Source organism: Streptomyces sp. NPDC057302, from assembly GCF_042667685.1.
GTDB lineage: Bacteria > Actinomycetota > Actinomycetes > Streptomycetales > Streptomycetaceae > Streptomyces.
Window position 1 is genome coordinate 68,711 of record NZ_JBHUZJ010000028.1, and the last position, 24,505, is coordinate 93,215.

Sequence of the window (24,505 nt, forward strand, 5' to 3'; positions counted from 1 at the left end):
GTCAACCGACATCAACCGGCCGCTCAATCCATCCTCCGCGCCGTACCCAACAATCCGGTCTCGGCGTCCGTGGCCTGCGTCATCACGTACTGCCGGTCACGATCGGCACACCACAACGTCACCCCGTCGGCAAGCGTCGGCAGAGCCTCGACGTCACCGCGCGGCAGCCCCACGAACCGCCCGATCTGAGCAGCCTCATCCGGCGAGACCCGCTGCACACCGACGAGCCGGGCCTGCCGAATCAGCCGAGGCGCGACCGGACTCAAGTAGGGCAGCAGCGTCAGCACCGATTGCCAGGGCCCGGAGACCACCCGTCCCCGGGGCGGCCGCATTCCGCAGTCCCGCACCACGAGCACCGGGCTGCCCGCCGACGCGCCCTGCGGGGGCACCCGCCCCACCTCATGCACCGACATCCCGCTCGGTCCGACGCCCAGGGCTTCCACGAGCTGTGCCCAGGCCGCCGGCCGCCCGGTCTCCACGGCTACCCGAGCTCCCGTTGCGGCGGTCCGCAACGCGATCACTTGCGCTGTCCACAATCCGCCGATGACCAGCACGTCGTACGGCGTAGGCCGGTTGACGCCGAGAACCGAGGGCTGTCCCTGGGCGTCCACGCCGATCACGACCCCGTCGTCCCCGATGGGCAGCGCGAGTGCGTCAATCTGCTCGGCGGAGAGTGCGTGGCGCCCGTGCCGCGGGCCGAGCAGCCCAAACCCACTGCGCAGCGCCGTACGGAGCCCCCCGCCCGGCGCGGGCGCCGCGGACGGCGTTGTCGGCGTTGTCGGTGTGGCCGGAGTGACGCTCATCAGCGCGCACCCCCGAGAGGCAGAGTGGCGAGCATCCCAGGCAGCTGCTCGCGATCGAGCCGGACCAGCCCCGTGCCGACCTGCCGGGCGCCCCGCTCCAACGCACGTCGACCCGCGTCGAGTTCGGCCTCACTGCGCCCGGTCACCCGCACATGCCCGCATAGCGAAACCTCCTGTCGCTCGCCCTGGCGCAGGGTGAGGCTGAACGTCGTGGCCAGCGTCGGGACAGCAGTCAGCAGTGCGACGAGCTGGGGCAGCGATGGACCACCCGCGTTCCCCAACTGCGGCCATCGCCGCACCCAGTAGGTCGTGTGACGGCGGTTGTCGCAGCGCCACGCGCGCGTGGACTCCTCCGTCCTGCGCTCCGGCAGCTCGGTCCGCCCGGCCTCAGCGGTGACCAGCGGATTGGCGCCCGCCGAAGTCGCGATCGCGGCACCCAACTGCTCCTCGGTCAGCGCCGTGGCCCGGAAGCCAGCCCCCGTCAGCCGACTCGCCAGCTGGTCCATGGTCCGCACCACACACTTCTGAGCTCCGACGAGCCCACCCCCACGTGCCGCGACGGCCTCGGGGCAGAGCTCAGGGTCAAGCTTCAGGGCAACCCACGTAATCCGTACGGCGGGTGCACCGGTCTGAGCCTGCAGGGGCGCGTAGTTGCTGACGGCCACGGACTGTTGCGGGAGATGCAGCGCGGGAGCGGGCTGGGTGTGCTGCACGATCTGCGCCGACTCGAGCCGGATCCCGTCCACCTCCAAGGCGTCCCGCACGAGCCCCACCGGCAGAGGATGCCGCCCGCGATCGGCCCGTAGCGCGGTGGCGTCCGACTCGACCTGGAGCACGGCGGTGACGAAGGTCCCGTCCCCGACCATGCCGACCTGCCGCCGGTCCCGGTCCCCGTAGGCGTACGTACGCAGGGCGGGGTCGCACTCGACGGCCGGCGCGAACGCGGGCTCCGTACCGGGTGGTATCGGCGTACTCGCTGCCCGGCGCTTACGGGCTCGCAGCGCCTGCGCGGTGCCCAGCCATTCGTGCCATGCGCGGCCACGACGGCGTACGACGGCGAGCAGGACCAGCACAACGGCGACGACGGCAGTCGGCACGACGGCCAGTGGGTCTACCACCCACGCGGCCAGGAGCAGGGCGACCGCGACCTCGATCAGCACGAGTCGTTGCAAGCGAAATGATCCGAACTGCGCCGAACGCGCCCGGAGATGGAGGGTGATGGGCCCGCGGGGCGGCAACGCGCCGGGCCCAACGGGTCCTGCCGGCCCTTGAGGCCCCGACCCCGATGGTCCCCGAGCCCCGGCCCGCGCTGCGGAAGCCATCAGTCCAACCCCCCGTAAATCTCCCGAATCCCCCTGGCGGTCAAGGCACATGCACCCCAGGAGTGCCCGGGAACCTTACCCACCCCACACGCGCGATTACTCAACAGGCATAGTAGGGGCCGGGTCTGACAACGGAGGGTGGGGGTCGCGCGCCCCCGGCGCTGCACGGGGGAGAAGCAGACACTCATGGCATCACGGCGGGACGAACTCAACGCCTACACCTTCGCGAAGCGCCGCACCCTGGCGTCCTTCATCCGGCCGTCACCATCGGGTTCGGAGGAAGGCGCACCGCGCCCGCTGCGTGGCGTAGTCCCCGGCATCATCGTCGGAGTGATCGTCCTGGCCGTCTTCGGCGCGTGGGGCATGTTCAAACCGGCGGCCAAGCCCGGCTGGGACGAGCCCAAGGAGCACGTGATCATCGCGAGCAAGTCCACGACGCGATACGTGGTCCTGAAGACGGACGGCAAGCGCCAACTCCACCCGGTGCTCAACATGGCCTCGGCGAAGCTCCTCCTCGACGCCGACAAGGGCGACGTCATCAACGTCGACGAGTCGGTCCTCGACAAAGGCAAGATCCCGCACGGCGCCACCATCGGCATCCCGTACGCCCCCGACCGTCTGCCCTCGGAGGCCGAGGCGGGCTCCGCCAAGCGCTGGGCGGTCTGCGAGCGCCCGGTCGAGGGCGGCAAAGCCATCCAGAAGGCCGCGTTCATCCTGGCGGAGCGCGACCAGAAGAAGACCGAGGGCAGCGAACGGCTGCGCGACGGCGAGCTGTTGTACGTCGTCGGCCCCGACAAGGTCCGCTACGTGGTCGATGCGTGGGGCAGGGCGTACCGGATCGCGGAGAAGAACGATCTCGAAGTCCTTCTGCGCACGATCGTGGGATCCGGCCGCGAACCGCAGAGGGTGTCCAAGGAGTGGCTGGACACGCTGCACCACGGCGATCCGATCACCTACCCGAAGGTGAAGGGCGTTCCCGGAGCCCCCGCGAACGTGGAGAGCCTCCAAGACCGGCGGGCGAACAGGGTCGGCATGGTCCTCCAGGCGTCCGACGGGGCGGGAACACAGCACTACGTAGTTGAGCCCGGTCGAGTCGCCCCGGTCTCCGACTTCACCGCGAAACTGCTCCTCAGCAGCGACGACTCGGACGCCCTGGGCCAGCGAGGCGACGCCCTCGGCCTGAGCACCGGCGCCTTCACCCCTGATCTCAAGTGGTTCGACGAGTCATACAAGTGGCCGAGCCGCGCTCCGGTCACCGCCAATGAAGCTTCCGGGGACGCAGGAAGCCGCAACACCGTCTGCAACGTCCTGCGCAAGGTTGACGGCGACGGCGGCCACACCACGCTCAGCACATGGGCGGGCACGGACTTCCCCGCCACTCTCCCGACGGGCTCGTCCAGCGCGTACGTCACGGCCGGATCGGGCCTGCTCTACCGGCAGTTCACGGGCTCGGAGACGAAGGCAGGCGGTGTCTTCCTGGCGACGGACACGGGCCTTCGCTACGCGATGCAGTCCAACAGCGACAGCGCGACGGACGACGCGGGCATCGGCACCACACCCAAGCAGCGCAAGCAGCAGCAGGAAGAGGCGCAACAGGCCCAGACCCGCCTGGGCTACGCGAATACGGACGTGACGCCAGTCCCGGCCCCATGGTCCAAGTTCCTCCCCACGGGCCCGCGACTCTCGACCTCGGCGGCACGCCAGCCGCAGGGCTCCTAGGCCGGAGGGATGACGGTGGCGCGCGAACAACGACAACTGCACGTTGCGGCAGCTGTGGCGGCGACCCTGACGGTGATCGCGACGACAACAGTTCTCGCCGCACCCACCGTGGCCGCGGCAGGCGACCAGTGCACCTTCGGGGGCAAGAAATACGCGGGCCGCCCCTGGGCGCTGCAACGGGTCCTCCTGGACGAGTTGTGGCGCCAGTCCACCGGAAAGGGCGTACGGGTGGCGGTGATCGACACGGGAGTGGACGTCAAGCACCCGCAGCTGAAGAGCGCGGTGGACGTGTCAAAGGGCCGCAACCTGCTCCCCAAGAACCTCAAGGACGACAACGGCAACAAGCTCAAGCGTGGCAACGAGAAGGGCACGACGGACACCGTCGGCCACGGCACGCGCGTGGCGGGCATCATCGCGGCCCGCCCGGTCAAGGGCACCGGCTTCGTGGGCCTGGCCCCCGACGCGACGCTGATCCCCATCCAGCAGAACGACGCGGAGGGCCACGGCGACACCAAGTCTCTCGCGACGGCAATCGACTACGCGGTCGCCGCAGGCGCGGACATCATCAACATCTCGCAGGACACGGCCAACGCCGTGAAGCCGGACTCGGTCCTGAAACGGGCGGTGGACAGGGCGCTGACGGGCGGCAAGGTGATCGTGGCCTCCGCCGGCAACGACGGCCTGGGCGGCAACGACAAGCGGACCTATCCGGCCTCCTACGAGGGCGTGTTGGCGGTAGCTGCGTCGGACCGCAACAACGAACGGGCCGCGTTCTCCCAGTCGGGCAAGTTCGTGGGCGTAGCTGCCCCGGGCGTGGACATGATCTCCACCGTCCCCCTCGGGGGCCACTGCTCGGACAACGGCACAAGCTTCTCGGCCCCGTACGTGGCGGGCGTGGCGGCCTTGATCAAGTCCAAGCACCGCAACTGGACGCCGCGCCAGATCACGGCCCAGATCAAACAGACAGCGGAACGCTCGGTGGCGAACCACGACCGCTTGGTCGGCTGGGGAGTGGTGGACCCGGTCAGAGCCCTGACGGAGGACGACCACCCGATCGAGACCCCCACAGCAGAGGAGGGCATCACCCGAGCGAAGGCCCCAACACCCGCTGAACTACACCTCGGAGAGACGACGGAGGAGCGCACGGCTCGGATCGCTACGTACGTGGCGGTGGGGGCGGCGGTTGTGGTGGCGGGGCTTGGTGGGGCGGGGGTTGCTTTGCGGGATCGGCGGCGGCGTAGGCGACCGCTTGGAGGATGAGGAGCGACGCGGCGCGGGCTCATCGTGCGTGAGGGGAGCCGCTGTCGATCAGCCTTCTTACTTCAAGGGGCATCGGGAAGTTTAGCCGGGAGATCGCACCGGGCCTTCTCGTGGGCGAATTTCGCCGAACTGAGTGCCAATCGGGTGAGGCTCTTTTGTGCCTTCGTCTCGCTGGACTCCCCACTTTCTTTCAAGTCAACGAGCACGCTGAGACTGTAGCTCCCACCCGGAATTCTTCCTGCGGACGTGCACGGAACCAGGACAGCGGCAAGTCGTGGTGAAGCCACGCCTGTCCCGTCGGCCACGAAGGGCTCAAGTTTCCGGCTACTGCCACGCCCATCCAGGACTGTACTTTCGATCCAGTCCTTTGAGGGCTCCGCAAGCATCATTTCTGTTCGAACGCTGAGAATGATTTTTTCTTCGCCGCTCACGAAACAGGAGGATGTGTAGCTGTCATCGTTGTCGCCTACTCGTGTCCCAGGCGTGTCCCGGAAGGAATAATTGGCTTCCGACGGCAGTACCTGCCTGAGCGCGGACGCCGCCGATGCTGAGGGTCCAAGTGACTCGCATACGTCTTTAGACTTAATGGTTTCCTGCTGCACCTCGAAGGGTGGAAGTTTGAGCAGATAGGTCGCGGCGGCGAACAGGACAACTCCGGTGAGTGTCGCGACGGGGGCAAGGACCCTCTTCTGCATTACGAACACCTATCAGCTTTCCTTGTCCAGCTGCCGTGGGACGCCTTGGCCATCAAACGCGTCCACCACATTCGTCTTGGCGTTGTTGAATCCTGATTCAGCTGCAGTAGCTACAGCTGAAATGATATGTGGTGACTTGTTCTCCGCGCTTTCTCCCGCCTTTTCTGCCGCCTTCTCGACAAGTTGGTACGTGGACTCTTTAGTACCTTCCACTTCTTTACCGTTACTGTAGATCACATCGCCGGCGTCGTCTTTCATAGACCCGTCAGTGATGGCTGCAATGATCTCGTTGGCGGCAGTGCCTGCCACGCCCCCAACTACGATGCCGCCGGGCCCAATCATTGGAGCAGTACCCAGGCCAATTCCGATCCCTACGGCAGTTCCTCCCCAGGTGCTTGCATGCTTCAGTGCGGTGTTATAGGCGTCGTCCTTTGCTCCGCCTTCCTGTTCTCCCTCGTACGCGCGACCCGCACCGATTGTTCCCTCGACCTCTCCGGCGACCCTGGCAATGTCTTCAATGCCCTTCTTCAGGTTCTCGCTCTCAGGAAACGAGGGGTCATGGATGTAGGCTTCGGGGTTCCGAAAATGATATTCCATCAGGGATGTCGTGTAGCTGTGCTGCCCCAGATTGACGGCGGCATATCCTTCTGGGTTTCGTCCCACGGTATAGAGGAAGCGGGTGGTGTCGTGTTCGCCGAGAGTAGCGGCAGATCCTGCGATGGGGAACAGCTGATCCTCGTTCACCCTGCCAGGATGCAGCCCTCTGTGAATATCAGGCATATACTCGGCCGCAATTTGCCCCATGCTGTCGGACATGTAGCTGTGCTCGGTGAGGTATTCAGGCTTCTTAGAAATCGATGTGATGAGATCTTCCGTCAACTTTGCCTGTTGGGGACTATGGGCAGGCGTGTCCTTGGTAGGCATTTCGCCAGCTGGATGCCCGGTGGTCGCAGCTTCAAGAGCCAACGCCATATTATTGCGCCCAGTGTTGCTGGACTCTCCGTCTGAGTTGGATTCGCTGGGCCACTCGCGTTCCTCGAACAGATACTGAAAGTTGGATTTGTTCTTCCCGTCAAAGGGATTATTTTCGTCGTTCTTCGAAATGAACCTATCGTTGAAGAAGTCCGTGGCTGCGGCAGGGTTGTTCGAAAGCCCCTTCATGAATCCAGTCATCGGATCCCATCCGGAGTCACTTCCCGTACGATTGAGGTGGGGATCGGAGGATGTCCGCTGCCACGCCCCGACTTCACCGTTTCCCGTAATTTTCTTCTCGGTCTCCATAAGCTGCGTGCCGTATTTGTGAAGAAACTGGTCGTCGTAGTCTCCCCACCGCATCAGATTGCTCATTACTTGGAATCCGAGGGGGCCGCCGCCTCCCTTCACGGGCTGGCTGCCGAGGTCGACCATCCTGCTTGTCCATTCCGTCATGCCAATTGCGTCGCTCTGGGTAGCGGTGGCAAGGGTGAGGCTGAGGTTCTTCTGGAGGTCGTCGAACTTTTCATGCCTAGCGTGATTCAACTCGGGGTTTGCGTTCGGGTCATTGATCCCGGCCCAAAACTCCAACGTCCCCTTCGCGCCAAGATTGGTAGCGAACCGCTGTGAGAAAAGCTCGTCGTCCGCGAACTTCTTGAAGCCGGCGTTCAACCTGTCGAATTCAGCTGTGCTGAGATCTGCCGGGTCCTTCTTGGCCAACTTGGAGAGTTCATCAGCCTTCTTGATGGCGGCGGCTGCTTCATCCCTGTCGCTGTAGTCAACCCCGGAGAAGCCGACCGCGCTCTGATCTGCAATGGCCTGCAGGACCGTACTGGCTGTGCTGTCGCTCTCGGTGGCTTTGTTCAAGATCTCCTGGATCTCATCACGCAAGGCAGTGACGTCGCCCTCGCTGGGCTCGGGGGCCTTCGCCCCCTTCGCAGCGCCGTCGCGGTGACTGTCCGCCCTAACGGTGAACCCGCTGCCGGATGTAGTGACCTTCAGGTCCTTCTCCAGACCATTCCTGATGGCCGTCTTCAGCTTCCGCTGGTAGTCCTTGAGTTCGTCTCGGGTGTCACTGAGAATGTCGCGGATGGACTTCGCTTGAAGGTGCGCGTCGCTGAATTCCTCGGCCGTCTTACCGATGAACTCCTTGGAAACGGTGGCGTTCACTCCCGCCCAGTTTGCCTTGTTGGCGGCGGCTTTGAGTCCCTTCCCGGCTGCCTTCTCCATACGATCGAGGTTGTCGACCATCTTCGTCCAGTCCGTGATGGCTTCGTCGAGCGGTGAGAAGTTGGCAGAACGGAGTGCTTCGAGGTCCATCAGTTGTCCTTCTTCTTGCTCGGCTCTCCGTACACCGGGTTTGGTTCACCGGGCTTGCCTACTCGCTCGTTGAAGCCTGCGTCGAGAGTGTCGATGCTGCTCATCTGGCGGTGAATGTAGTCCTCGTCGCCCGCATGCAGCTTCTTGGTCACCCGCATATGGTTGGAGATGTGCCCGCAGGCGTCTCGTAGAGACTTGAGTTGCTCATCCCACCGGGTGGACACGTGTTGCAGGGCGCCGCCTAGCGCGAAGCCCTGTGTGGCTAGGTTCCCTGCGGCCTTGTCGGTACTCGGCACTGCCAATCGCGCCTCGTCCCAGAGGCGTTCGAACAGGCCGTGTGCGTGCTCGCCGATCTTGGACAGCCCAGCCTCGCTGACCCGCAAGTCACCGTAGGAGCCGGGACTCGCGGTGGGGCCACCGCCCATGCCGGGATCTGTCTGATTCAGTTGCATCTGCGCCGGTTGACGCTCCGACGCCTGAGACTTCAGCTGTTCCCACTCATCCCACGCCATGGGCGCATCCTTCCCCCGTCAGCTCTGCCACCCCCGACGGATGACACCGCTCAGGCTCAACCTAACAACGCCCCTGCCCTCGCGAAGTGTTGTGCGGCAGCGCCTCGACCCCCGTTGGCCGGTAGCGGACTTGCCGATGTGCCGAGTCACGGCTTGTGACTGGATTTGGTATCCCCTGAGGCTCCGTCCACTGGCCGATTCGCAACTGGTCGAATGCAAAGACCAGTTGGCTGTCACGCTGAGTGTGACTAGAGTGACGCGGGCGCGATAAGTGACCACCTAGCCACCGCGATCGTGAAGCGGTCGGGGCAGGCAGGTAACGGGGAGGGTAGGCATCGTGCTTGCTACAGAGGGGCGCGGGGGGACGGCGCCGTCATCGGACGCCGACCTCAAGCGGGGGCTAGAGGCGCTGAAGACCTTTCGTCGGCGAGTCAACACGCTACTGACTGAGTTCGAGGGGTCGGCGGGCGGTTCGAGCGAGGTCGGGGGGTACAAGCTCTCGCGGGGCTCCTTCAGCGGTGAGGGCAGTGCGTTTCCCGCGGCCGACGGCCTGTACTCGCAGTACAACCAAGTTCACGAGCGGCTGACCTCGCTCTCCAGGATGCTTGGCGACCAGATCGATGCCATGGGCATTGCGGTGCATGGCGCGGACGTTGGCTTCGACAATCTTGACGAAGACCTGCGGCAGCGCTTCTGGGCTGTTCAGACCGAGGTGCGCCGTAAGCAGTTGTCGGATGGGCGCGAGCGGAGCGGCACGCCTGACTCGCCTCGTGGCAACGACGACGACGGCTCTGACTCCGGGTGGCGGCTGTGAGCTTTGAAGGCCACCGTCTGAACGACATGATCGACTTGGTCGAACAAGCGAAGCCCGCCGACTTGGAGAGCGCAGGAGAGGCTCTCAAGAAGGCGCGCAACGCGATCGCGGCGGCCGCCAAGGAGCTCGGCGAGCACATCGATCGAGTCGACTGGGAAGGGGAGTCGGGGGAGGCGTTCCGCAAGTGGGGCAAGAGCCTTGTCAAGGACACGCATCAACTCTCCGACTTTGCCGATACCGCAAGTGTCCAGATCGCCTCGGCCGGCGCGGGGTTGGCATCCGTCCGTAGCTCTATGCCGCCTCGTGACCAGCGCGCCGACCCAAAGATGGTCGAGGACATCCCGACCCCCAAGAGGGTCGACGGCAATGCGGAGTACGACGCCGCGGCCAAGGCGGAGACCCATCGCCAAGAGGCGATCAACCAGATGAATCGCTTGTCGTCGTTCTACCAGGTGTCGCAGCACTCGATGGCTGGGCAAGATCCGCCTACGTTTTCGGCTATGCCGAACGTGGGGGTGCCGACGCCGAGTGAGGCGGGCCTCGGGCCGGGTGCGGAGCGGGGAGCGGAGCCTTCAGCCACTACCGCCGGTGGCGCGCAGGCCATACCTGATCGTGCCCCTGATGCCGGGACAGGAAGTGCGCCGCGCACAGACGGACCTTCGGCGGCCCACAGTCGTGAACCTGCCCCTCTCCCTTCGCCGGACTCGTTCGTGTCGCCGGTGCGGCCTGTCGGCACGGAGATCGACAGCGTCGGTACGTTGCCGCCACAGACCGTCAGTCCGGCACCGGGTTCGCCACCGCCGACAACAGGATCGGTGGGAGGCGCTGGAGACCCGGTTCCTCCCCTCGGGCTTGGCCCCCGTGCGCCTGCGACCGGTCGCGCGGGTCCGGGCACCTCAGTTCCCGGAGCAGGGCCGAAGACGTCGCTTCCGGCCCAAGGCCGAACAGGCATGACAGGCCCCGCGGGACCAACCGGAACTGGGCGTGGCCCTTCGAGCCCGATGGGTCGTACAGGTCCGACGGCTCAAGGAAGAGCCATCAGTGGCCCTTCGACCGCTGGGCAGCCGCCGATCGGCCGCAGTGTCACCGGAGGCACACCACGTCCTACTGGCATGCCGGGCCCGCGTCCCGGCATGCCGGGTACTGGCGCGGAGCGCGTCAACGGTGTCGTCGGGGGGAGGCCCGCTCCGGGGCCGGTGCCGGGTGCGTCTGGACCCAGGTTGCCGCGCGGCCCGGTCATCGGGACTGAGGGGCCGGGCAGTTCACGGATGACGAACGGAGCCGGAGGCCAACGTGGAGTCGTGGGGGCGGCGCCTCATGGAGCGGTCGGCAACGGCCAGACGCCTCGACGATTGAGCAGTGGTCCCGACGGAGTGGTCGGAACTCCCAAGGAACGTACGTCCGCTGCCGCCGGTCGGCGGAACGGCTTCACAGCGGGTGGTGCTGGCCTAGTACGTGGTCCCTCGGGCAAGCCGCGGCGCATTGATGAGGACGAGGACGGCCAGCGGCCCGACTACTTGGTCGAGGACGAGGAAGCACATCTGCCAGGCAACAGGGGGCACGTGCCCCCTGTGATCGACTAGTGGCGAGCAAGGGCGTACAGGACATGAGGCCGGAGAGCAGTCGACGCGGCAGGCGGGTCGCGCCGTTCGAGGGCGATGCGCTGAAGCGCATCTTGGCGGTCGGTGCGCTGGTTCTCGTGTCTCTGGGGCTTGCTCCGAGTGCCTCAGCGGACGACATCCAGCCGAAACTATGGCATTTGGATGCCATGGGCGCCGATGAACTGTGGGATGTCAGCACTGGTGAGGGCATCAAGATCGCAGTCATCGACACTGGCGTATCTGAGACCCCCTCTCTCAAAGGTCGCGTCCATCCGGGCAAGGACGTGACAGGCATGGCTGGTAGCTCGACAGATGACTACGACGGGCATGGAACAACCATGGCTGAGCTCATCGTGGGATCCGGCCGAAGCGGTGGGATCAAGGGGTTGGCGCCCGGAGCCGAAGTTCTCGCTTTCCGTACCAATCTGGGTGAGAAGTTTGAGAAGGAAGGAAGCCGAAGCGCCGAAGCAATTCGAGCTGCGGCCGACAGTGACGCCCAGATCATCAGCATGTCCTTTGGTTCGGACTTCATCTATCCAGCCCAAGAAGAAGCGGTGAAGTACGCCGCTTCGAAGGGTAAGTTGATGTTTGCTGGTGTCGGGAACGACAGACAGAAGAAGAACTTCATCGGGTATCCCGCCGCGTATCCATCTGTCACCGGGGTCTCCGCTGCCGATAAGTCAGGCAAGGTCGCCAAGTTCTCTGAGCGCGGGGACTATGTGGACTTGGCGGCGCCAGGCCTGAATCTCCCTCAGTGGTGCGACGAGACGTTCCGCTCTTACTGCGACGACGGAGGGGGCACAAGTGCCGCGACGGCCATCGCCTCCGCCTCCGCCGCCCTGATTTGGTCGAAGCATCCCAACTGGACCTCGAACCAAGTCCTCCGCGTCCTCATCGATACCGCGGGCCGAGACTGGCCGAAGGACGACCCGAGCGTCTACCTGGGATACGGACTCGTTCGTCCCGCTCCCAATCTGCTGGAGGGAAGGGGAAATCCGGGCCGTGCGGATGTCGACCCCCTCACAAACGAGAAGACCACCGGTGTCGGTTCCAGCACGAAGCCTTCACCCTCTGCTGCCGCATCAGCTTCGTCGCAGCCGAAGGGGCCCGCAAGCGACGATCCCGCAGCAGCGGCTTCGAGTTCCAAGTCCAGCGCCGACGATGGCCAGTTGTGGATAATTCTGGGCTCCGTCGCTGCAGTCGTGGTGTTCGGCGCCGGTGCCTTCGCGGCGATGCGCGCCCGGCGCAGAGCCTGAACGCGACGCACCTCCACCCGGCACACACCGACAGAAGTCCAAGAAGGGAGCCCAGCCGTGGCTGACGGCCAGAAGTTGAACACCGAGCAAGTGGCGTCTCTGAAGAACGAGATCGTGGGCAAGTACGAATCGGTCCAGCAGCAGCTCAAGCACCTCCAGGGCACCCTCGACACGATGGAGGTGAACTGGCGTGGCGTCGGCGCTCATGCATTCGACAAGAAGCAGACTGAGATCAACGAGCGCATGCAGGCGATCGGCAGAATCCTGGTCGACTTCCTCGAAGGCATCAGCGGCAACGAGAAGCTCACGGACGGACTCGAGGACCAGGTCCGGTCGACGATGGACAGTATCGACGTGCAGTACGGCGGCAAGCAGTCGGCCATCAGCAGCTACTGAAGCACTGCGGTCCCTGGGGGACGACGCTTCCACAACCACTGAGAGACGGGGTAAGCATGGTCAACGTTCACTACGGTGAGATGGCGGTCAAATACGGCGGCCTTGACGCCATCACGACCGAACTCGGCAACCAGGCCAGGAAGTTGGAGGCCGATCTCGCTGATATCAAGCGGGCGGTGGCGAAGGTGGCCGAGGGCTGGGAGGGCAAGGCGCACGAGGCGTATGTCCTGCAGCAGAAGGAGTGGGACAACAACGTCGAGGCCATCCACCGGGCTCTCGTCGAAATCGGCCAGAAGGTCGGCCAGGCCGGCGGTGACTACCGGGGCGGCGACCTGAAGGGTGCCAGCTACTTCCAGTGAGTACGGACATCTCGCAACACCGGGGTGGACACGCGCGGGAGGTGTCCACCCCGGTCTGGTTCGAGAAGCGGCAGTCGCCCGGGCAGACGGTGAAGCCACGTGGCTGAGACGCTGGCACTCCGTGCTGGGGCGCTATGGAGGATAAAGATCTCGCCGTAACAGACGCCGAGCTGACCAAGCTCGCCGACGACCTCGATGACATGCAGGATCACCTGGACAAACAGGTCTGCCGCATGGACACGATCGTCGACTCCATCGAGTGTGGCTGATATGGCTCCGCAGCCAGGACTTGCCGGACGTTTCATCAGGGAGCGGCTGAGGGCGCGGTTCGCATCCACGAGGTGATGAGGCTGATCGAACAGGCCGCACGGCTGAGCAGAGATGGCTCCACTCAACAGGAACAACAGGAGCTGGACACGCTCCAGCACTTCCGGGAGATCCAGGCCTCTGTGGACGTGCCAGGTCTCTGTGGACGTGGGGGCCGAGGCCCGTGAACTGTCCACACCGGCCCCAGACCCGGCTGCCATCGCCCCCGTGTGTGGGTGCAACAGCACTGGTGACGCGCCGAGTTGGTTGACTCGGTTGAACTGGTCGTCACGGAGCCGTGCACCAATGCGGTAGCCATGGCGCACCGCGATACCCACCGGACCGCCGCGCGCCTACTCCTCCGAAGCCCCGCCATTCCGAGGCGAAGGCTCGAGATCGAACTCCCCGTCTCGCGCACCCAGTACGAAGGCGCGCCACTCCGCTTCCGTGTACCGCAACACCGTCTCCGGCTCCAGGGACGACCGCATGGCTACGGCGCCATCCGGCAGATACGCGATCTCGACCCGCTCCTCGTGCGCCTCGGTGCCGGGGGCGCTGTGCCACTCCACGCCGGAGATGTCGAGGGCGTAGAGCTCATCCTTCTCGCGTTCCTTGCGCGCCTTCTCCTGCGCTTCCGTTGCCTCTGCCTCTGCCTTTGCCTCGGTCATGGCGGCGCGGTCCCTTCACAACGTACGAACGAGTTGTGAGACCACACTACTGGGGGTGATCCGATCAGTACTCCCCACTCAACAACCCCGTCTGCACCAACGGCTTCCCCCGCCGCCGAGACACGAAGGTCCCCCGCCCCGCCGGCATCGGCCGCGGCCGCACACCGCCGATGATGTCGCCCTCGCCCGGGTCCCCGGCGAGCACCACACCCTGCGCGCCCAGTTCCTTCATCCGCTGCATGAAGGGCTCGTACAAAGCCCGTCCCACGCCCGCGGTCGACCGCGCGATGATGAAGCGGACGCCCACGTCACGAGCGAAGGGGAGCAGCTCGGTGAGCTGGCCCAGCGGGTTGCCGCTGGACGTCGAGACCAGGTCGTAGTCGTCGACGATCACGTACACCGTCGGGCCCCGCCACCAGCTGCGCTCGCGGAGCTGCTGCGCGGTGACGTCGGCCGTGGGTGTGCGGCGGTTCATCAGGTCGGCCAGGGCCGCCATGTGGTGGTCCATGGCGTTCGACATGGGGATGTACTCCGCCAGGTGCGAGGCCGGGGTCACGTCCAGGAGGGAGCGGCGGTTGTCGACCACGAAGAGCTTGCACTCGTCGCCGCTGTAGCGCTCCGTGAGACGGGTGATCAGCAGCCGCAGCAGGTTCGACTTGCCCGACTCGCTCTCGCCGAAGACGAAGAAGAACGGGTCCTGCTCGAAGTCCACGAAGACCGGTTCGAGGTTGTTCTCGTCGAGGGCGAAGGACACCCCCCGGTTCGGGAAGACGTTGCCCGGCGGCAGCTGCTCGCAGGGGAGCTCCCTCGGCAGCAGGCGGACCTGCGGTGCGCCCGGCTCCGTCCAGTGGCGGGCGACCTCGGCGGTCAGGGTGGACGTCGCGTCAGCGAGTTCCGTGTCGGACGTCAGCCCGTCGATGCGTGGGACCGCCGCCATGAAGTGCTGCTTCTGCGGGGACTGGCCCCGGCCGGGCACGCCGGAGGGGACATTCGCCGCCACCTTGCGGTCGAACTCCGAGTCCATGGTGTCGCCGAGGCGCAGTTCGAGGCGGTTCATGAGGTGGTCCTTGAGGTTCGCGCGGACCTCCATCGACCTTGATGCGGTGAGGACCAGGTGGACGCCGTAGCCGAGGCCTCGCGCCGCGATGTCCAGGACCGCCGGCTCCAAGCCCTCGTATTCCGAACGGAAGTTGCCCCATCCGTCGATGATCAGGAAGACGTCGCCCCAGGGCTGGTCCGCCACCGTGATGTCACCGCGCGCCCTGCGCGCCCGGAAGTCGGCGATCGACGGGATGCCGGATGCGCGGAAGTACTCCTCGCGGCGCGTCATCACGCCGTACACCTCGGCGACCGTGCGCCGCACCCGCTCGGGGTCCAGGCGTGAGGCCACCCCGCCGACGTGGGGGAGTCCCGCCACGGACGCCATTCCGCCGCCGCCGAAGTCCAGTCCGTAGAGCTGTACCTCCTGGGGCGTGTGCGTGAGGGCGAAGGACGCCATCAGCGAGCGCAGCAAGGTCGACTTGCCGGACTGCGGGCCGCCGACGATCTGCATGTGACCCGCCGCGCCCGAGAAGTCGCACCACAGTGCGTCACGGCGCTGCTCGTACGGCTTGTCGACCAGGCCGAGGGGGACGACGAGCCGCCCCGCTCCCTCGTAACCGGGCTGCGTGAGCCCACGCCCCGGCACGGCCGCGAGCCCCGGCAGCAGCTGGTCCAGGGACGGTGGGCTGTCCAGCGGCGGCAGCCATACCTGGTGGGCCGCCGGGCCCTGCGCCTCCAGGCGTCGCACGATGACGTCCAGGACAGTGTCGGCCAGCGCGTCGTCCGGGTCCGTCGGCGACTGCGTGCGCGGTTCCGGAACGGCCACCGCTGCATAGCGCACGGGGACCTCGGCCGCCGTGAACAGCACAGGGCGGCGGTCCACCGGGAGCGGGCCGCCGAGCGCCGCGGCCTGCGCGGAGCCCGAGCGGTACACCCCGGAGACGTACGCCGCCTTGAAGCGGACCATCTCGTCCGTGCCGAACTTCAGGTAGCCGGAGCCGGGCACGTTCGGCAGTTGGTACGCGTCCGGCACACCGAGCGCCGCACGTGACTCCGCGGCGGAGAACGTACGCAGGCCGACCCGGTAGGAGAGGTAGGTCTCCAGACCGCGCAGTCGGCCCTCCTCCAGACGCTGCGACGCAAGCAGCAGGTGTACGCCGAGCGAGCGGCCGATGCGGCCGATCTGCACGAACATCTCGATGAAGTCCGGCTTGGAGGTGAGCAGCTCGCTGAACTCGTCGATGACAAGGACCAGGGACGGGATCGGCTGCAGCGGGGCGCCGGCCGCGCGCGCCTTCTCGTAGTCGTGGATGTTCGCGTAGTTGCCCGAGTCGCGCAGCAGTTCCTGGCGCCGGTTGAGCTCACCGCGGATGGAGTCACCCATGCGGTCGACGAGCGTCAGGTCGTCCGCCAGGTTGGTGATCACGGCGGCGACATGCGGCATCTGCGCCATGCCCGCGAAGGTCGCACCGCCCTTGAAGTCGGCGAGCACGAAGTTCAGGCTCTCGGAGGAGTGGGTGACGGCGAGGCCGAGGACCAGGGTGCGCAGCAGCTCCGACTTCCCGGATCCGGTGGCCCCCACGCACAGCCCGTGCGGACCCATGCCCTCCTGCGCCGCCTCCTTGAGGTCCAGCATCACGGGACGGCCGTCCTCGCCGACGCCGATCGGCACGCGCAGCCGCTCCGCCTGTGCGCGCGGGCGCCACGTCCGGGCCGTGTCGACGGAGTTCGCGTCACCCAGGCTCAGCAGATCCGTGAACTCGAGATTGGCCAGGAGCGGTTCGTCGTCGTCCCCGCCCGATGCCACCCGCAGCGGGGCCAACTGCCGGGCCAGCGCCTCGGCGGCTTCGTAGGAGAGGAGGTCGGGCGTGCCCTCGTACACCAGGCCGTGTCCTGACTCGATGCGCAGCGACCTCGGCTGCACGACGAGGGACAGTCCGCCGCGCCCGCCACTCAGCTCTCCCGGCACGACCTCCACGACCGTCACGCCTTGCAGCCCCTCGGGGGAGGCGAGGACGGATGTGGGAGGCAGCGACAGGCCGTCGAGTACGACGACGATGTGCGGCTCGTCCGGCACATGAGCCCCGCCGGGGTGGAAGCGGGGGCGCCCCTGCAACCGTGCGGCGAGCATGGCCTCGAGTTCTGCCGGGTCGCCGGTGATCAGGCGACGGCTGCCGGCCCCGTCCGCGGTGTTGGGCGTCTGGCAGTGCGGGAGCCACTTGGACCACTCCCACTCCGGAGCGGCCGTGCGCCCCGCCGCGACCGCGATGACCAGGTCCTGAGGGGAGTGCAGTGAAGCGAGAGAGCCGGTCAGCGCGCGGGCAGCGGCCCGCACCGTGCCGGGCTCTCCGCTGACCGTCACGTGGTAGAAGGCCCGCAAGGAGACCGCCATCGGCAGGTCCTCCAGCGTGCTGTGCGCGGCGAGGAAACGCTGCATGGCGCCCGCGGTGAGCGGCTCCAGCTCGTCCACCGGGGCCGACTGCGGCGGGACGAGCGGCGTGGCGAGCGCCTGCGGACCGAGCCCGACGCGCACCTGCCCGAAGTCCTCGTCCCCGGTGCGGCGTTCCCAGACCCGGCTGCCCTCGGCGACCAGGGCCCACAGCTGCTCGGGGGAGGGGTGGAGGTAGTACTGCGCGTCGCGCTGAACCCTCGCGGTGTCCAGGGCCTGGCGCCGGGCCTGCTTCAGGTAGCGGAGGTAGTCGCGCCGCATGTCGGCCAATTGACCCTGCGTCCCACGGCGGTGGCGGATCAGCATCGCGACGGACATCGCCACCGTCGACGCGACCATCACCATGCCCATGATCTTCATGAACGGATGCGAACTGGGCATGAAGAAGAACACCACGGAACCGCCCATGCCCAGCATGGGGAGGAGCTGCATCATCGCGCCCTCCTGCTGCCCACGCGGCAGTTCGGGCGGAGGCTGCAGCTCGACCGCCTCGGTGGGCACGTGGGACGGCAGAGCCCGAGGTGGGCGCTTCACGACGATGTGGCTCACTACGCACCAATTCCCCTACAGGGCCGAGGTGTTCCGTCCGCCGCCCCGTTTCAGGCGGACGCAGGCCGCTGTGTGATCCTACTGATACAGGTGGTGACCGGTCGGCGGTAGGGTGCCGAATGTGCGCGTGAGCACCTGCTAATCCGGCCGAAGAACCGACCGGGCAACTGGGCGATGAATCAGGGCATTTAGCGGTATGTGGTGAGGGCCGACCTCAAGAACCAGCCAGCCGGCCCCGATTGCGACGCGACGCACCATGCGATGCGGCACAGTCGGCGGACACGCCGAGCACGCCACACCCGCACCACTGATGACACCGCCATCAGGACCACCAGCATTGAGGGGGAGCAACAAGGTGAGCATGACGGCCTCCGCGACGACCACCGGATCGGGCCGCCCCGGCCAGGGAACACCTCCGGGACCCCCCTCCGGGACCGGCACGGGATTCGGCTTCTGCCGGGTCACCATCGTGGCGCCCGACAGCCGGATCGACGTGGCGCTGCCCGACGACATCCCGGTCGCCGACATCTACCCGGAGATCCTGCGCCTCTCCCGGCAGAGCCCTGCCGAAGGCGCCCCCGTCGGCTACCACCTCGTACGCCGTGACGGCGCCGTGCTCGACAGCGCCCGCTCCTTCGCGGCGCAGCGCATCCTCGACGGTGAGCTCCTCACCCTGCGTCCCTTTTCCGAGTCGCTGCCGCCCGCCGTCTTCGACGATGTGTCCGAGGCCATCGCCTCCGCCGTGACGCGTGACCGCACGCTGTGGAACGGCGATCTGACGCGGGTGGCCGGACTCGTCGGCGGTGCCGTCCTGCCGGCCCTCATCGCCTTCGTGGCCTGGACCGCGGAACCCCGCCACGACATGCACAGCCTCCCGGGGATCCTCGCCGCCGTCGCGGGCCTGCTGCTGCTCACCCTCGCCTGCGTGCGCGCGCGCATCTACGACGACCGGGCCTCGGCCGTCGCACTCGGCCTCGGCGCCCTGCCGAACCTGGCGGTGGCCGGCTCCGGGCTGCTGCCCCTGACGGAGGGGCAGGGCATCGGCAGGCTCCAGTTCCTGCTCGCCTGTACGGCCGTGCTCATCGCCTCGGTGATCCTCACTCTGGTGTCGCCGCGCGGGGACGGTCCGTTCGTCGCGTTCGTCTTCGCCTCCGCCGTCGGTCTGCTCACGGTGTTCGTCGCGACGCTCAGGAACCTCGAGCCGATCGAGACCGCGGCGCTCTGCGCCCCGCTGGCCGTAGGGGCTCTCGCCTTCCTGCCGGGCCTCTCCATGCGGTTCGCCCGTCTCCCCATCGGCTTCGATTCCCCGCACGCGGCGCGGGGCGAGTACGGCGCGGAGCCGGAGCCGCAGGAACCGATCGACGCCGACCGGATCGCCGCCCAGGCCCGCCGCGGTCACGAACTCCTCGTCGGCCTGGTGGGCGGCTGTGCCCTGGTGTCCGTCGGAGCCGCCGCGGTACTCGGCTTCTCCGATGACCTCTGGGGGCAGCTGCTGGCCTTCGCCACCGGCGTCGCGATGCTGATGCGCGCCCAGCTCTTCCGGTACGCGGCACAGGTCGCGGCAACGCTGGCCGCGGGGCTGGGGGCGCTGGTACTGCTCGGGCTCGGCCTCTGCGTCAACCCGCCGCACGCGTTGATGCGCGATGCGCTGCACGGCGACAGCGCGGCTCTCAACGTGCGGACGCTGTGGCTGATCGCTGCGATCGCGGCCGCCTCCACGCTGGTCACCGCCGTAGGACTGATTGCATCACGCCGAGGAGTCACCCCCTTCTGGGGGCGCTTCACGGAAATCGCGGAGGGCTTCGTCCTGCTGACGCTGGTCCCGCTTACCCTGGCCGTCTTCGACGTGTACGCGGCCGCGCGGGCCATGACCAGCTGACCCGGGGTGCCCGCGGCCCCCGGTCAAGCCCTCACAGGCCGACTGGTACGCTATGTAACGGCCGTATGTGTACGCGCCCCCGACCCCCCAAGATCGGAATCCCGATCAAGGACCCGGAGGCAGCCCCCAGCGGACCTCGCCTCCCGAGTTACGGAAGCTCCCCTGCGATTTAGACCAGGGGCACTCGGTGGCCACGAAAAGACTACGAGGAGTACGCGTGTCGCTCGACGCCGCTACGAAGAAGCAGATCATGACCGAGTTCGGCCAGAAGGAGGGCGACACCGGCTCCCCCGAGGTCCAGGTCGCCATGCTTTCCCGCCGTATCTCGGACCTGACCGAGCACCTCAAGACCCACAAGCACGACCACCACTCCCGTCGTGGTCTGCTGATCCTGGTCGGTCAGCGCCGCCGTCTGCTGCAGTACCTGGCCAAGAAGGACATCAAGCGCTTCCGTGCGCTGGTGGACCGTCTGGGCATCCGTCGCGGTGCGGCGGGCGCGAAGTAAGACATCGTGAAGGGGGCGGTTCCCACGCAAGAGGGGGCCGCTCCCTTTGCTGTATGCAAGCGTGCCGTACGTCATGTACGCATTGATGTACGCGCGCTCTACGTGCGAAGTGTCACCGGGCCTTTGTAGTCTGGTCGCACGACGTCATGAACGGCGTCATACGCACACGCCATACCGGACCGGGCAGAATCGGACTGCACGGTCCACGGACGTAACGGCGTCGCACATGGCGACGAGACGACGTCAACCGTACGAGGAGAAGCGCACCTCAAGGAAAGCCGCCGCCGGTCCTCGGTAGTGGCCCCCGGAGTACAGGGAGAGCTCGAGCGTCGAGGAGAACTCGAACGTCGAGCGATCGAGTACCACCCGGGTGCTTCGATCGAAGACCGGCCCGCACCAGTAGGAGCGCTTCTCCGCCACCGTCCCCGTGCCACACGGGCCAAGGGGACGAAAGACGACAAGTAACGGAGAAAACGCTAGTGGAGAACGAGACCCACTACGCCGAGGCTGTTATCGACAACGGCACTTTCGGCACCCGCACCATCCGCTTCGAGACGGGCCGCCTGGCCAAGCAGGCCGCAGGCTCCGCCGTCGCGTACCTGGACGACGACACCATGGTGCTGTCGGCCACCACCGCTTCCAAGCGGCCCAAGGACAACCTCGACTTCTTCCCCCTCACGGTGGACGTCGAGGAGCGGCAGTACGCCGCCGGCAAGATCCCCGGTTCGTTCTTCCGTCGTGAGGGTCGCCCCTCCGAGGACGCGATCCTGACCTGCCGCCTGATCGACCGGCCGCTGCGTCCTTCCTTCAAGAAGGGCCTGCGCAACGAGATCCAGATCGTCGAGACGATCATGGCGCTCAACCCCGACCACCTGTACGACGTGGTCGCGATCAACGCCGCCTCCTGCTCCACGCAGCTGGCCGGCCTGCCCTTCTCGGGCCCGATCGGCGGCACGCGTGTGGCGCTCATCAAGGGTCAGTGGGTCGCCTTCCCGACGCACACCGAGCTCGAGGACGCCGTCTTCGACATGGTCGTCGCCGGTCGCGTCCTCGAGGACGGCGACGTCGCGATCATGATGGTCGAGGCCGAGGCCACCGAGAAGACCATCCAGCTCGTCGCGGACGGCGCCGAGGCGCCGACCGAGGAGATCGTCGCCGCCGGTCTGGAAGCCGCGAAGCCCTTCATCAAGGCGCTCTGCAAGGCCCAGGCCGACCTCGCCGCCAAGGCCGCCAAGCCCACCGGCGAGTTCCCGGTCTTCCTGGACTACCAGGACGACGTCCTTGAGGCCCTGACCGCCGCCGTGAAGTCGGAGCTCTCCCAGGCCCTGACCATCGCCGGCAAGCAGGAGCGCGAGGCCGAGCTGGACCGCGTCAAGGAGATCGCCTCCGAGAAGCTGCTCCCGCAGTTCGAGGGCCGCGAGAAGGAGATCTCCGGTGCCTACCGCGCGCTGACCAAGAACCTGGTCCGCGAGCGCGTCATCAAGGACAAGGTCCGCATCGACGGCCGTGGCGTCACGGACATCCGTACGCTCGCCGCCGAGGTCGAGGCCATCCCGCGCGTGCACGGTTCGGCGCTGTTCGAGCGTGGCGAGACCCAGATCCTGGGCGTCACCACCCTCAACATGCTCCGCATGGAGCAGCAGCTCGACACCCTTTCGCCGGTGACGCGCAAGCGCTACATGCACAACTACAACTTCCCGCCGTACTCGGTCGGCGAGACCGGCCGCGTGGGTTCGCCCAAGCGCCGCGAGATCGGCCACGGCGCGCTCGCCGAGCGCGCGATCGTGCCCGTGCTCCCCTCGCGCGAGGACTTCCCGTACGCGATCCGTCAGGTCTCCGAGGCCCTCGGGTCGAACGGCTCGACGTCCATGGGCTCGGTCTGTGCCTCCACGATGTCGCTGCTCAACGCCGGTGTGCCGCTGAAGGCCGCCGTCGCGGGTATCGCCATGGGCCTGATCTCCCAGGAGATCGACGGCCAGACGCACTACGTCGCCCTCACCGACATCCTCGGTGCGGAGGACGCGTTCGGTGACATGGACTTCAAGGTCGCCGGTACGAAGCAGTTCGTGACCGCGCTCCAGCTCGACACCAAGCTCGACGGCATCCCCGCCTCGGTCCTGGCCGCCGCGCTGAAGCAGGCCCGTGACGCGCGTCTGCACATCCTGGACGTCATGAACGAGGCGATCGACGTTCCGGACGAGATGTCCCCGAACGCGCCGCGCATCATCACGGTCAAGATCCCGGTGGACAAGATCGGTGAGGTCATCGGCCCGAAGGGCAAGATGATCAACCAGATCCAGGAGGACACCGGCGCCGACATCACGATCGAGGACGACGGCACCATCTACATCGGTGCCCAGCAGGGCTCGCAGGCCGAGGCCGCGCGCGCCACGATCAACGGCATCGCCAACCCGACCATGCCGGAGGTCGGCGAGCGCTACCTGGGTACGGTCGTCAAGACCACCACCTTCGGTGCGTTCGTGTCCCTGATGCCGGGCAAGGACGGTCTGCTGCACATCTCGCAGATCCGCAAGCTCGCCGGCGGCAAGCGCGTGGAGAACGTCGAGGACGTCGTCGGCGTGGGCCAGAAGGTCCAGGTCGAGATCGCCGAGATCGACTCCCGCGGCAAGCTCTCCCTCATCCCCGTCGTCGAGGGCGAAGAGGGCGACGACACGAAGGACGACACCGACAAGTGACGTCGCGTAGCACCACGACGACGGCCCGCCTCTCTTCGGAGGGGCGGGCCGTCGCCCGTACCCAAACCCTCCTCAAGGGCAAGGACGGCATCGGCACGGTCCGCCGTACGACGCTGCCGGGCGGCCTGCGGGTCGTCACCGAGACCCTGCCCTCCGTACGCTCCGCGACCTTCGGGATCTGGGCGAACGTCGGCTCCCGCGACGAGACCCCGGCTCTGAACGGCGCCACGCACTACTTGGAGCACCTGCTCTTCAAGGGCACCAAGAAGCGCAGCGCCCTCGACATCTCCTCCGCCCTTGACGCGGTCGGCGGCGAGATGAACGCCTTCACGGCGAAGGAGTACACGTGCTACTACGCACGCGTGCTCGACACCGATCTGCCGCTCGCCATCGACGTCGTCTGCGACATGCTGACGGGCTCCCTGATCCTCCAGGAGGACGTCGACGCCGAGCGCGGCGTCATCCTCGAAGAGATCGCGATGACCGAGGACGACCCGGGCGATTGCGTGCACGACCTGTTCGCGCACACGATGCTCGGCGACACCCCCCTCGGCCGCCCCGTCCTGGGCACCGAGGAGACGGTCAACGCCCTCAACGCGGACCGGATCCGCCGCTTCTACAAGAAGCACTACGACCCGACCCGCCTGGTGGTCGCGGCCGCGGGCAACGTCGACCACAACAAGGTCGTACGACAGGTCCGTGCCGCCTTCGAGAAGGCCGGCGCCCTCCACCGCACCGACGCGACCCCGGTTGTCCCGCGTCAGGGCTCCCGCACCCTGCGCACGGCGGGCCGGGTCGAGGTCATCAACCGCAAGACCGAGCAGGCCCACGTCATCCTCGGCATGCCGGGCCTGGCCCGCACGGACGAGCGCCGCTGGGCCATGGGCGTCCTGAACACCGCCCTCGGCGGCGGCATGTCGTCCCGCCTCTTCCAGGAGGTCAGGGAGAAGCGCGGCCTGGCCTACAGCGTGTACTCGTACACGTCGGGCTTCGCCGACACCGGCCTCTTCGGCGTGTACGCGGGCTGCCGCCCGAGCCAGGTGCACGACGTGCTGAAGATCTGCCGCGACGAACTCGACGACGTCGCGCAGAACGGCCTGAGCGACGACGAGATCGGCCGTGCGATCGGCCAGCTCGCGGGCTCCACCGTCCTCGGCCTCGAGGACACCGGTGCGCTGATGAACCGCATCGGCAAGAGCGAGCTGTGCTGGGGCGAGCAGATGTCGGTCGACGACATGCTGGCGAAGATCGCGGCGGTCACCCCGGACGACGTCCGTGAGGTCGCCCGCGAGGTCCTCGGCCACCGTCCTTCCCTGTCGGCCATCGGCCCGCTCAAGGACAAGCAGGCCGCCCGCCTGCACGAAGTGGTCTCCTAACTCCCTT

Annotated in this window: 18 protein-coding genes; 11 read left to right on the top strand and 7 right to left on the bottom strand. The window is 67.0% G+C overall.

The genetic code is table 11. The annotated features are described in order from the left end of the window. Positions 1-23: 23 nt before the first annotated feature. Positions 24-803 carry a hypothetical protein gene (locus tag ACFUPX_RS20870; protein ID WP_383324361.1) on the bottom strand — a complete coding sequence of 260 codons (780 nt, stop codon included), beginning with the start codon at positions 801-803 and terminating at the stop codon, positions 24-26. Continuing rightward, positions 803-2,125, bottom strand: coding sequence for a type VII secretion protein EccE (eccE, locus tag ACFUPX_RS20875; protein WP_383324364.1), 1,323 nt, complete (start codon positions 2,123-2,125; stop codon positions 803-805). Before eccE ends, ACFUPX_RS20870 begins: the two co-directional genes overlap by 1 nt. A 186-nt stretch (positions 2,126-2,311) precedes the next feature. Here eccE and eccB point away from each other — a divergent pair, with 186 nt between their 5' ends. Together eccB and mycP are read left to right on the top strand one after the other, a co-directional pair. Continuing rightward, entirely contained in the window at positions 2,312-3,844 is a 1,533-nt protein-coding gene (gene eccB, locus ACFUPX_RS20880) for a type VII secretion protein EccB (RefSeq protein WP_383324367.1), read from the top strand. A gap of 9 nt (positions 3,845-3,853) precedes the next feature. Next, complete coding sequence (gene mycP / locus ACFUPX_RS20885) at positions 3,854-5,104, top strand: type VII secretion-associated serine protease mycosin (RefSeq protein ID WP_383324370.1); 1,251 nt, start codon at positions 3,854-3,856, stop codon at positions 5,102-5,104. A 62-nt stretch (positions 5,105-5,166) separates the two neighbouring features. On the opposite strand, the gene ACFUPX_RS20890 is transcribed toward mycP, so the two are convergent. The 3 genes from ACFUPX_RS20890 to ACFUPX_RS20900 are packed head-to-tail and all read right to left on the bottom strand — an operon-like array spanning position 5,167 to position 8,603. After that, a complete protein-coding gene (locus ACFUPX_RS20890) occupies positions 5,167-5,808 on the bottom strand; it encodes a hypothetical protein (RefSeq protein WP_383324373.1) in 642 nt (213 codons plus the stop codon). A 3-nt stretch (positions 5,809-5,811) separates the two neighbouring features. Then, complete coding sequence (locus ACFUPX_RS20895) at positions 5,812-8,091, bottom strand: hypothetical protein (protein ID WP_383324376.1); 2,280 nt, start codon at positions 8,089-8,091, stop codon at positions 5,812-5,814. Next, positions 8,091-8,603 (bottom strand): hypothetical protein, encoded by a 513-nt coding sequence (locus ACFUPX_RS20900; protein WP_383324379.1) that lies wholly within the window; start codon positions 8,601-8,603, stop codon positions 8,091-8,093. The genes ACFUPX_RS20895 and ACFUPX_RS20900 overlap by 1 nt, the downstream gene beginning before the upstream one ends. A gap of 337 nt (positions 8,604-8,940) precedes the next feature. Here ACFUPX_RS20900 and ACFUPX_RS20905 point away from each other — a divergent pair, with 337 nt between their 5' ends. The 5 genes from ACFUPX_RS20905 (at position 8,941) to ACFUPX_RS20925 (ending at position 13,298) form a co-directional block, all read left to right on the top strand. Then, complete coding sequence (locus ACFUPX_RS20905; RefSeq protein ID WP_383324381.1) at positions 8,941-9,417, top strand: hypothetical protein; 477 nt, start codon at positions 8,941-8,943, stop codon at positions 9,415-9,417. Positions 9,418-10,999: 1,582 nt separating this feature from the next. Beyond that, positions 11,000-12,274 (top strand): S8 family serine peptidase, encoded by a 1,275-nt coding sequence (locus ACFUPX_RS20910; protein ID WP_383324383.1) that lies wholly within the window; start codon positions 11,000-11,002, stop codon positions 12,272-12,274. A gap of 57 nt (positions 12,275-12,331) precedes the next feature. Further along, positions 12,332-12,670 (top strand): WXG100 family type VII secretion target, encoded by a 339-nt coding sequence (locus tag ACFUPX_RS20915; RefSeq protein WP_383324386.1) that lies wholly within the window; start codon positions 12,332-12,334, stop codon positions 12,668-12,670. A gap of 56 nt (positions 12,671-12,726) precedes the next feature. After that, positions 12,727-13,029, top strand: coding sequence for a WXG100 family type VII secretion target (locus ACFUPX_RS20920; protein WP_383324389.1), 303 nt, complete (start codon positions 12,727-12,729; stop codon positions 13,027-13,029). A 134-nt stretch (positions 13,030-13,163) separates the two neighbouring features. Beyond that, a complete protein-coding gene (locus ACFUPX_RS20925) occupies positions 13,164-13,298 on the top strand; it encodes a hypothetical protein (protein ID WP_383324392.1) in 135 nt (44 codons plus the stop codon). A gap of 390 nt (positions 13,299-13,688) precedes the next feature. Here ACFUPX_RS20925 and ACFUPX_RS20930 read toward each other — a convergent pair whose 3' ends face one another. After that, positions 13,689-14,003 carry a DUF397 domain-containing protein gene (locus ACFUPX_RS20930; protein ID WP_383324395.1) on the bottom strand — a complete coding sequence of 105 codons (315 nt, stop codon included), beginning with the start codon at positions 14,001-14,003 and terminating at the stop codon, positions 13,689-13,691. 64 nt (positions 14,004-14,067) lie between these two features. Then, positions 14,068-18,042 (bottom strand): type VII secretion protein EccCa, encoded by a 3,975-nt coding sequence (gene eccCa / locus ACFUPX_RS20935; RefSeq protein ID WP_383324398.1) that lies wholly within the window; start codon positions 18,040-18,042, stop codon positions 14,068-14,070. 355 nt (positions 18,043-18,397) lie between these two features. On the opposite strand from eccCa, the gene eccD reads away from it, so the two are divergent. From eccD to ACFUPX_RS20955, 4 genes are all read left to right on the top strand, one after another. Continuing rightward, a complete protein-coding gene (gene eccD, locus ACFUPX_RS20940; RefSeq protein ID WP_383324401.1) occupies positions 18,398-19,921 on the top strand; it encodes a type VII secretion integral membrane protein EccD in 1,524 nt (507 codons plus the stop codon). A gap of 217 nt (positions 19,922-20,138) precedes the next feature. Beyond that, a complete protein-coding gene (gene rpsO / locus ACFUPX_RS20945) occupies positions 20,139-20,426 on the top strand; it encodes a 30S ribosomal protein S15 (RefSeq protein ID WP_160507553.1) in 288 nt (95 codons plus the stop codon). A gap of 479 nt (positions 20,427-20,905) precedes the next feature. Further along, the gene (locus tag ACFUPX_RS20950; protein ID WP_383324405.1) at positions 20,906-23,122 is read left to right on the top strand and encodes a polyribonucleotide nucleotidyltransferase; all 2,217 of its coding nucleotides are present in this window, start codon (positions 20,906-20,908) and stop codon (positions 23,120-23,122) included. Next, entirely contained in the window at positions 23,119-24,498 is a 1,380-nt protein-coding gene (locus ACFUPX_RS20955) for a M16 family metallopeptidase (protein WP_383324408.1), read from the top strand. Before ACFUPX_RS20950 ends, ACFUPX_RS20955 begins: the two co-directional genes overlap by 4 nt. Positions 24,499-24,505: the final 7 nt, after the last annotated feature.

Coding starts and splice junctions, on each gene's coding strand:
- ACFUPX_RS20870 (WP_383324361.1), bottom strand. CDS start 803: ATGAGCGTCACTCCGGCCACACCGACAACGCCGACAACGCCGTCCGCG.
- ACFUPX_RS20920 (WP_383324389.1), top strand. CDS start 12,727: ATGGTCAACGTTCACTACGGTGAGATGGCGGTCAAATACGGCGGCCTT.
- mycP (WP_383324370.1), top strand. CDS start 3,854: ATGACGGTGGCGCGCGAACAACGACAACTGCACGTTGCGGCAGCTGTG.
- eccE (WP_383324364.1), bottom strand. CDS start 2,125: ATGGCTTCCGCAGCGCGGGCCGGGGCTCGGGGACCATCGGGGTCGGGG.
- eccB (WP_383324367.1), top strand. CDS start 2,312: ATGGCATCACGGCGGGACGAACTCAACGCCTACACCTTCGCGAAGCGC.
- ACFUPX_RS20930 (WP_383324395.1), bottom strand. CDS start 14,003: ATGACCGAGGCAAAGGCAGAGGCAGAGGCAACGGAAGCGCAGGAGAAG.
- ACFUPX_RS20895 (WP_383324376.1), bottom strand. CDS start 8,091: ATGGACCTCGAAGCACTCCGTTCTGCCAACTTCTCACCGCTCGACGAA.
- ACFUPX_RS20925 (WP_383324392.1), top strand. CDS start 13,164: ATGGAGGATAAAGATCTCGCCGTAACAGACGCCGAGCTGACCAAGCTC.
- ACFUPX_RS20900 (WP_383324379.1), bottom strand. CDS start 8,603: ATGGCGTGGGATGAGTGGGAACAGCTGAAGTCTCAGGCGTCGGAGCGT.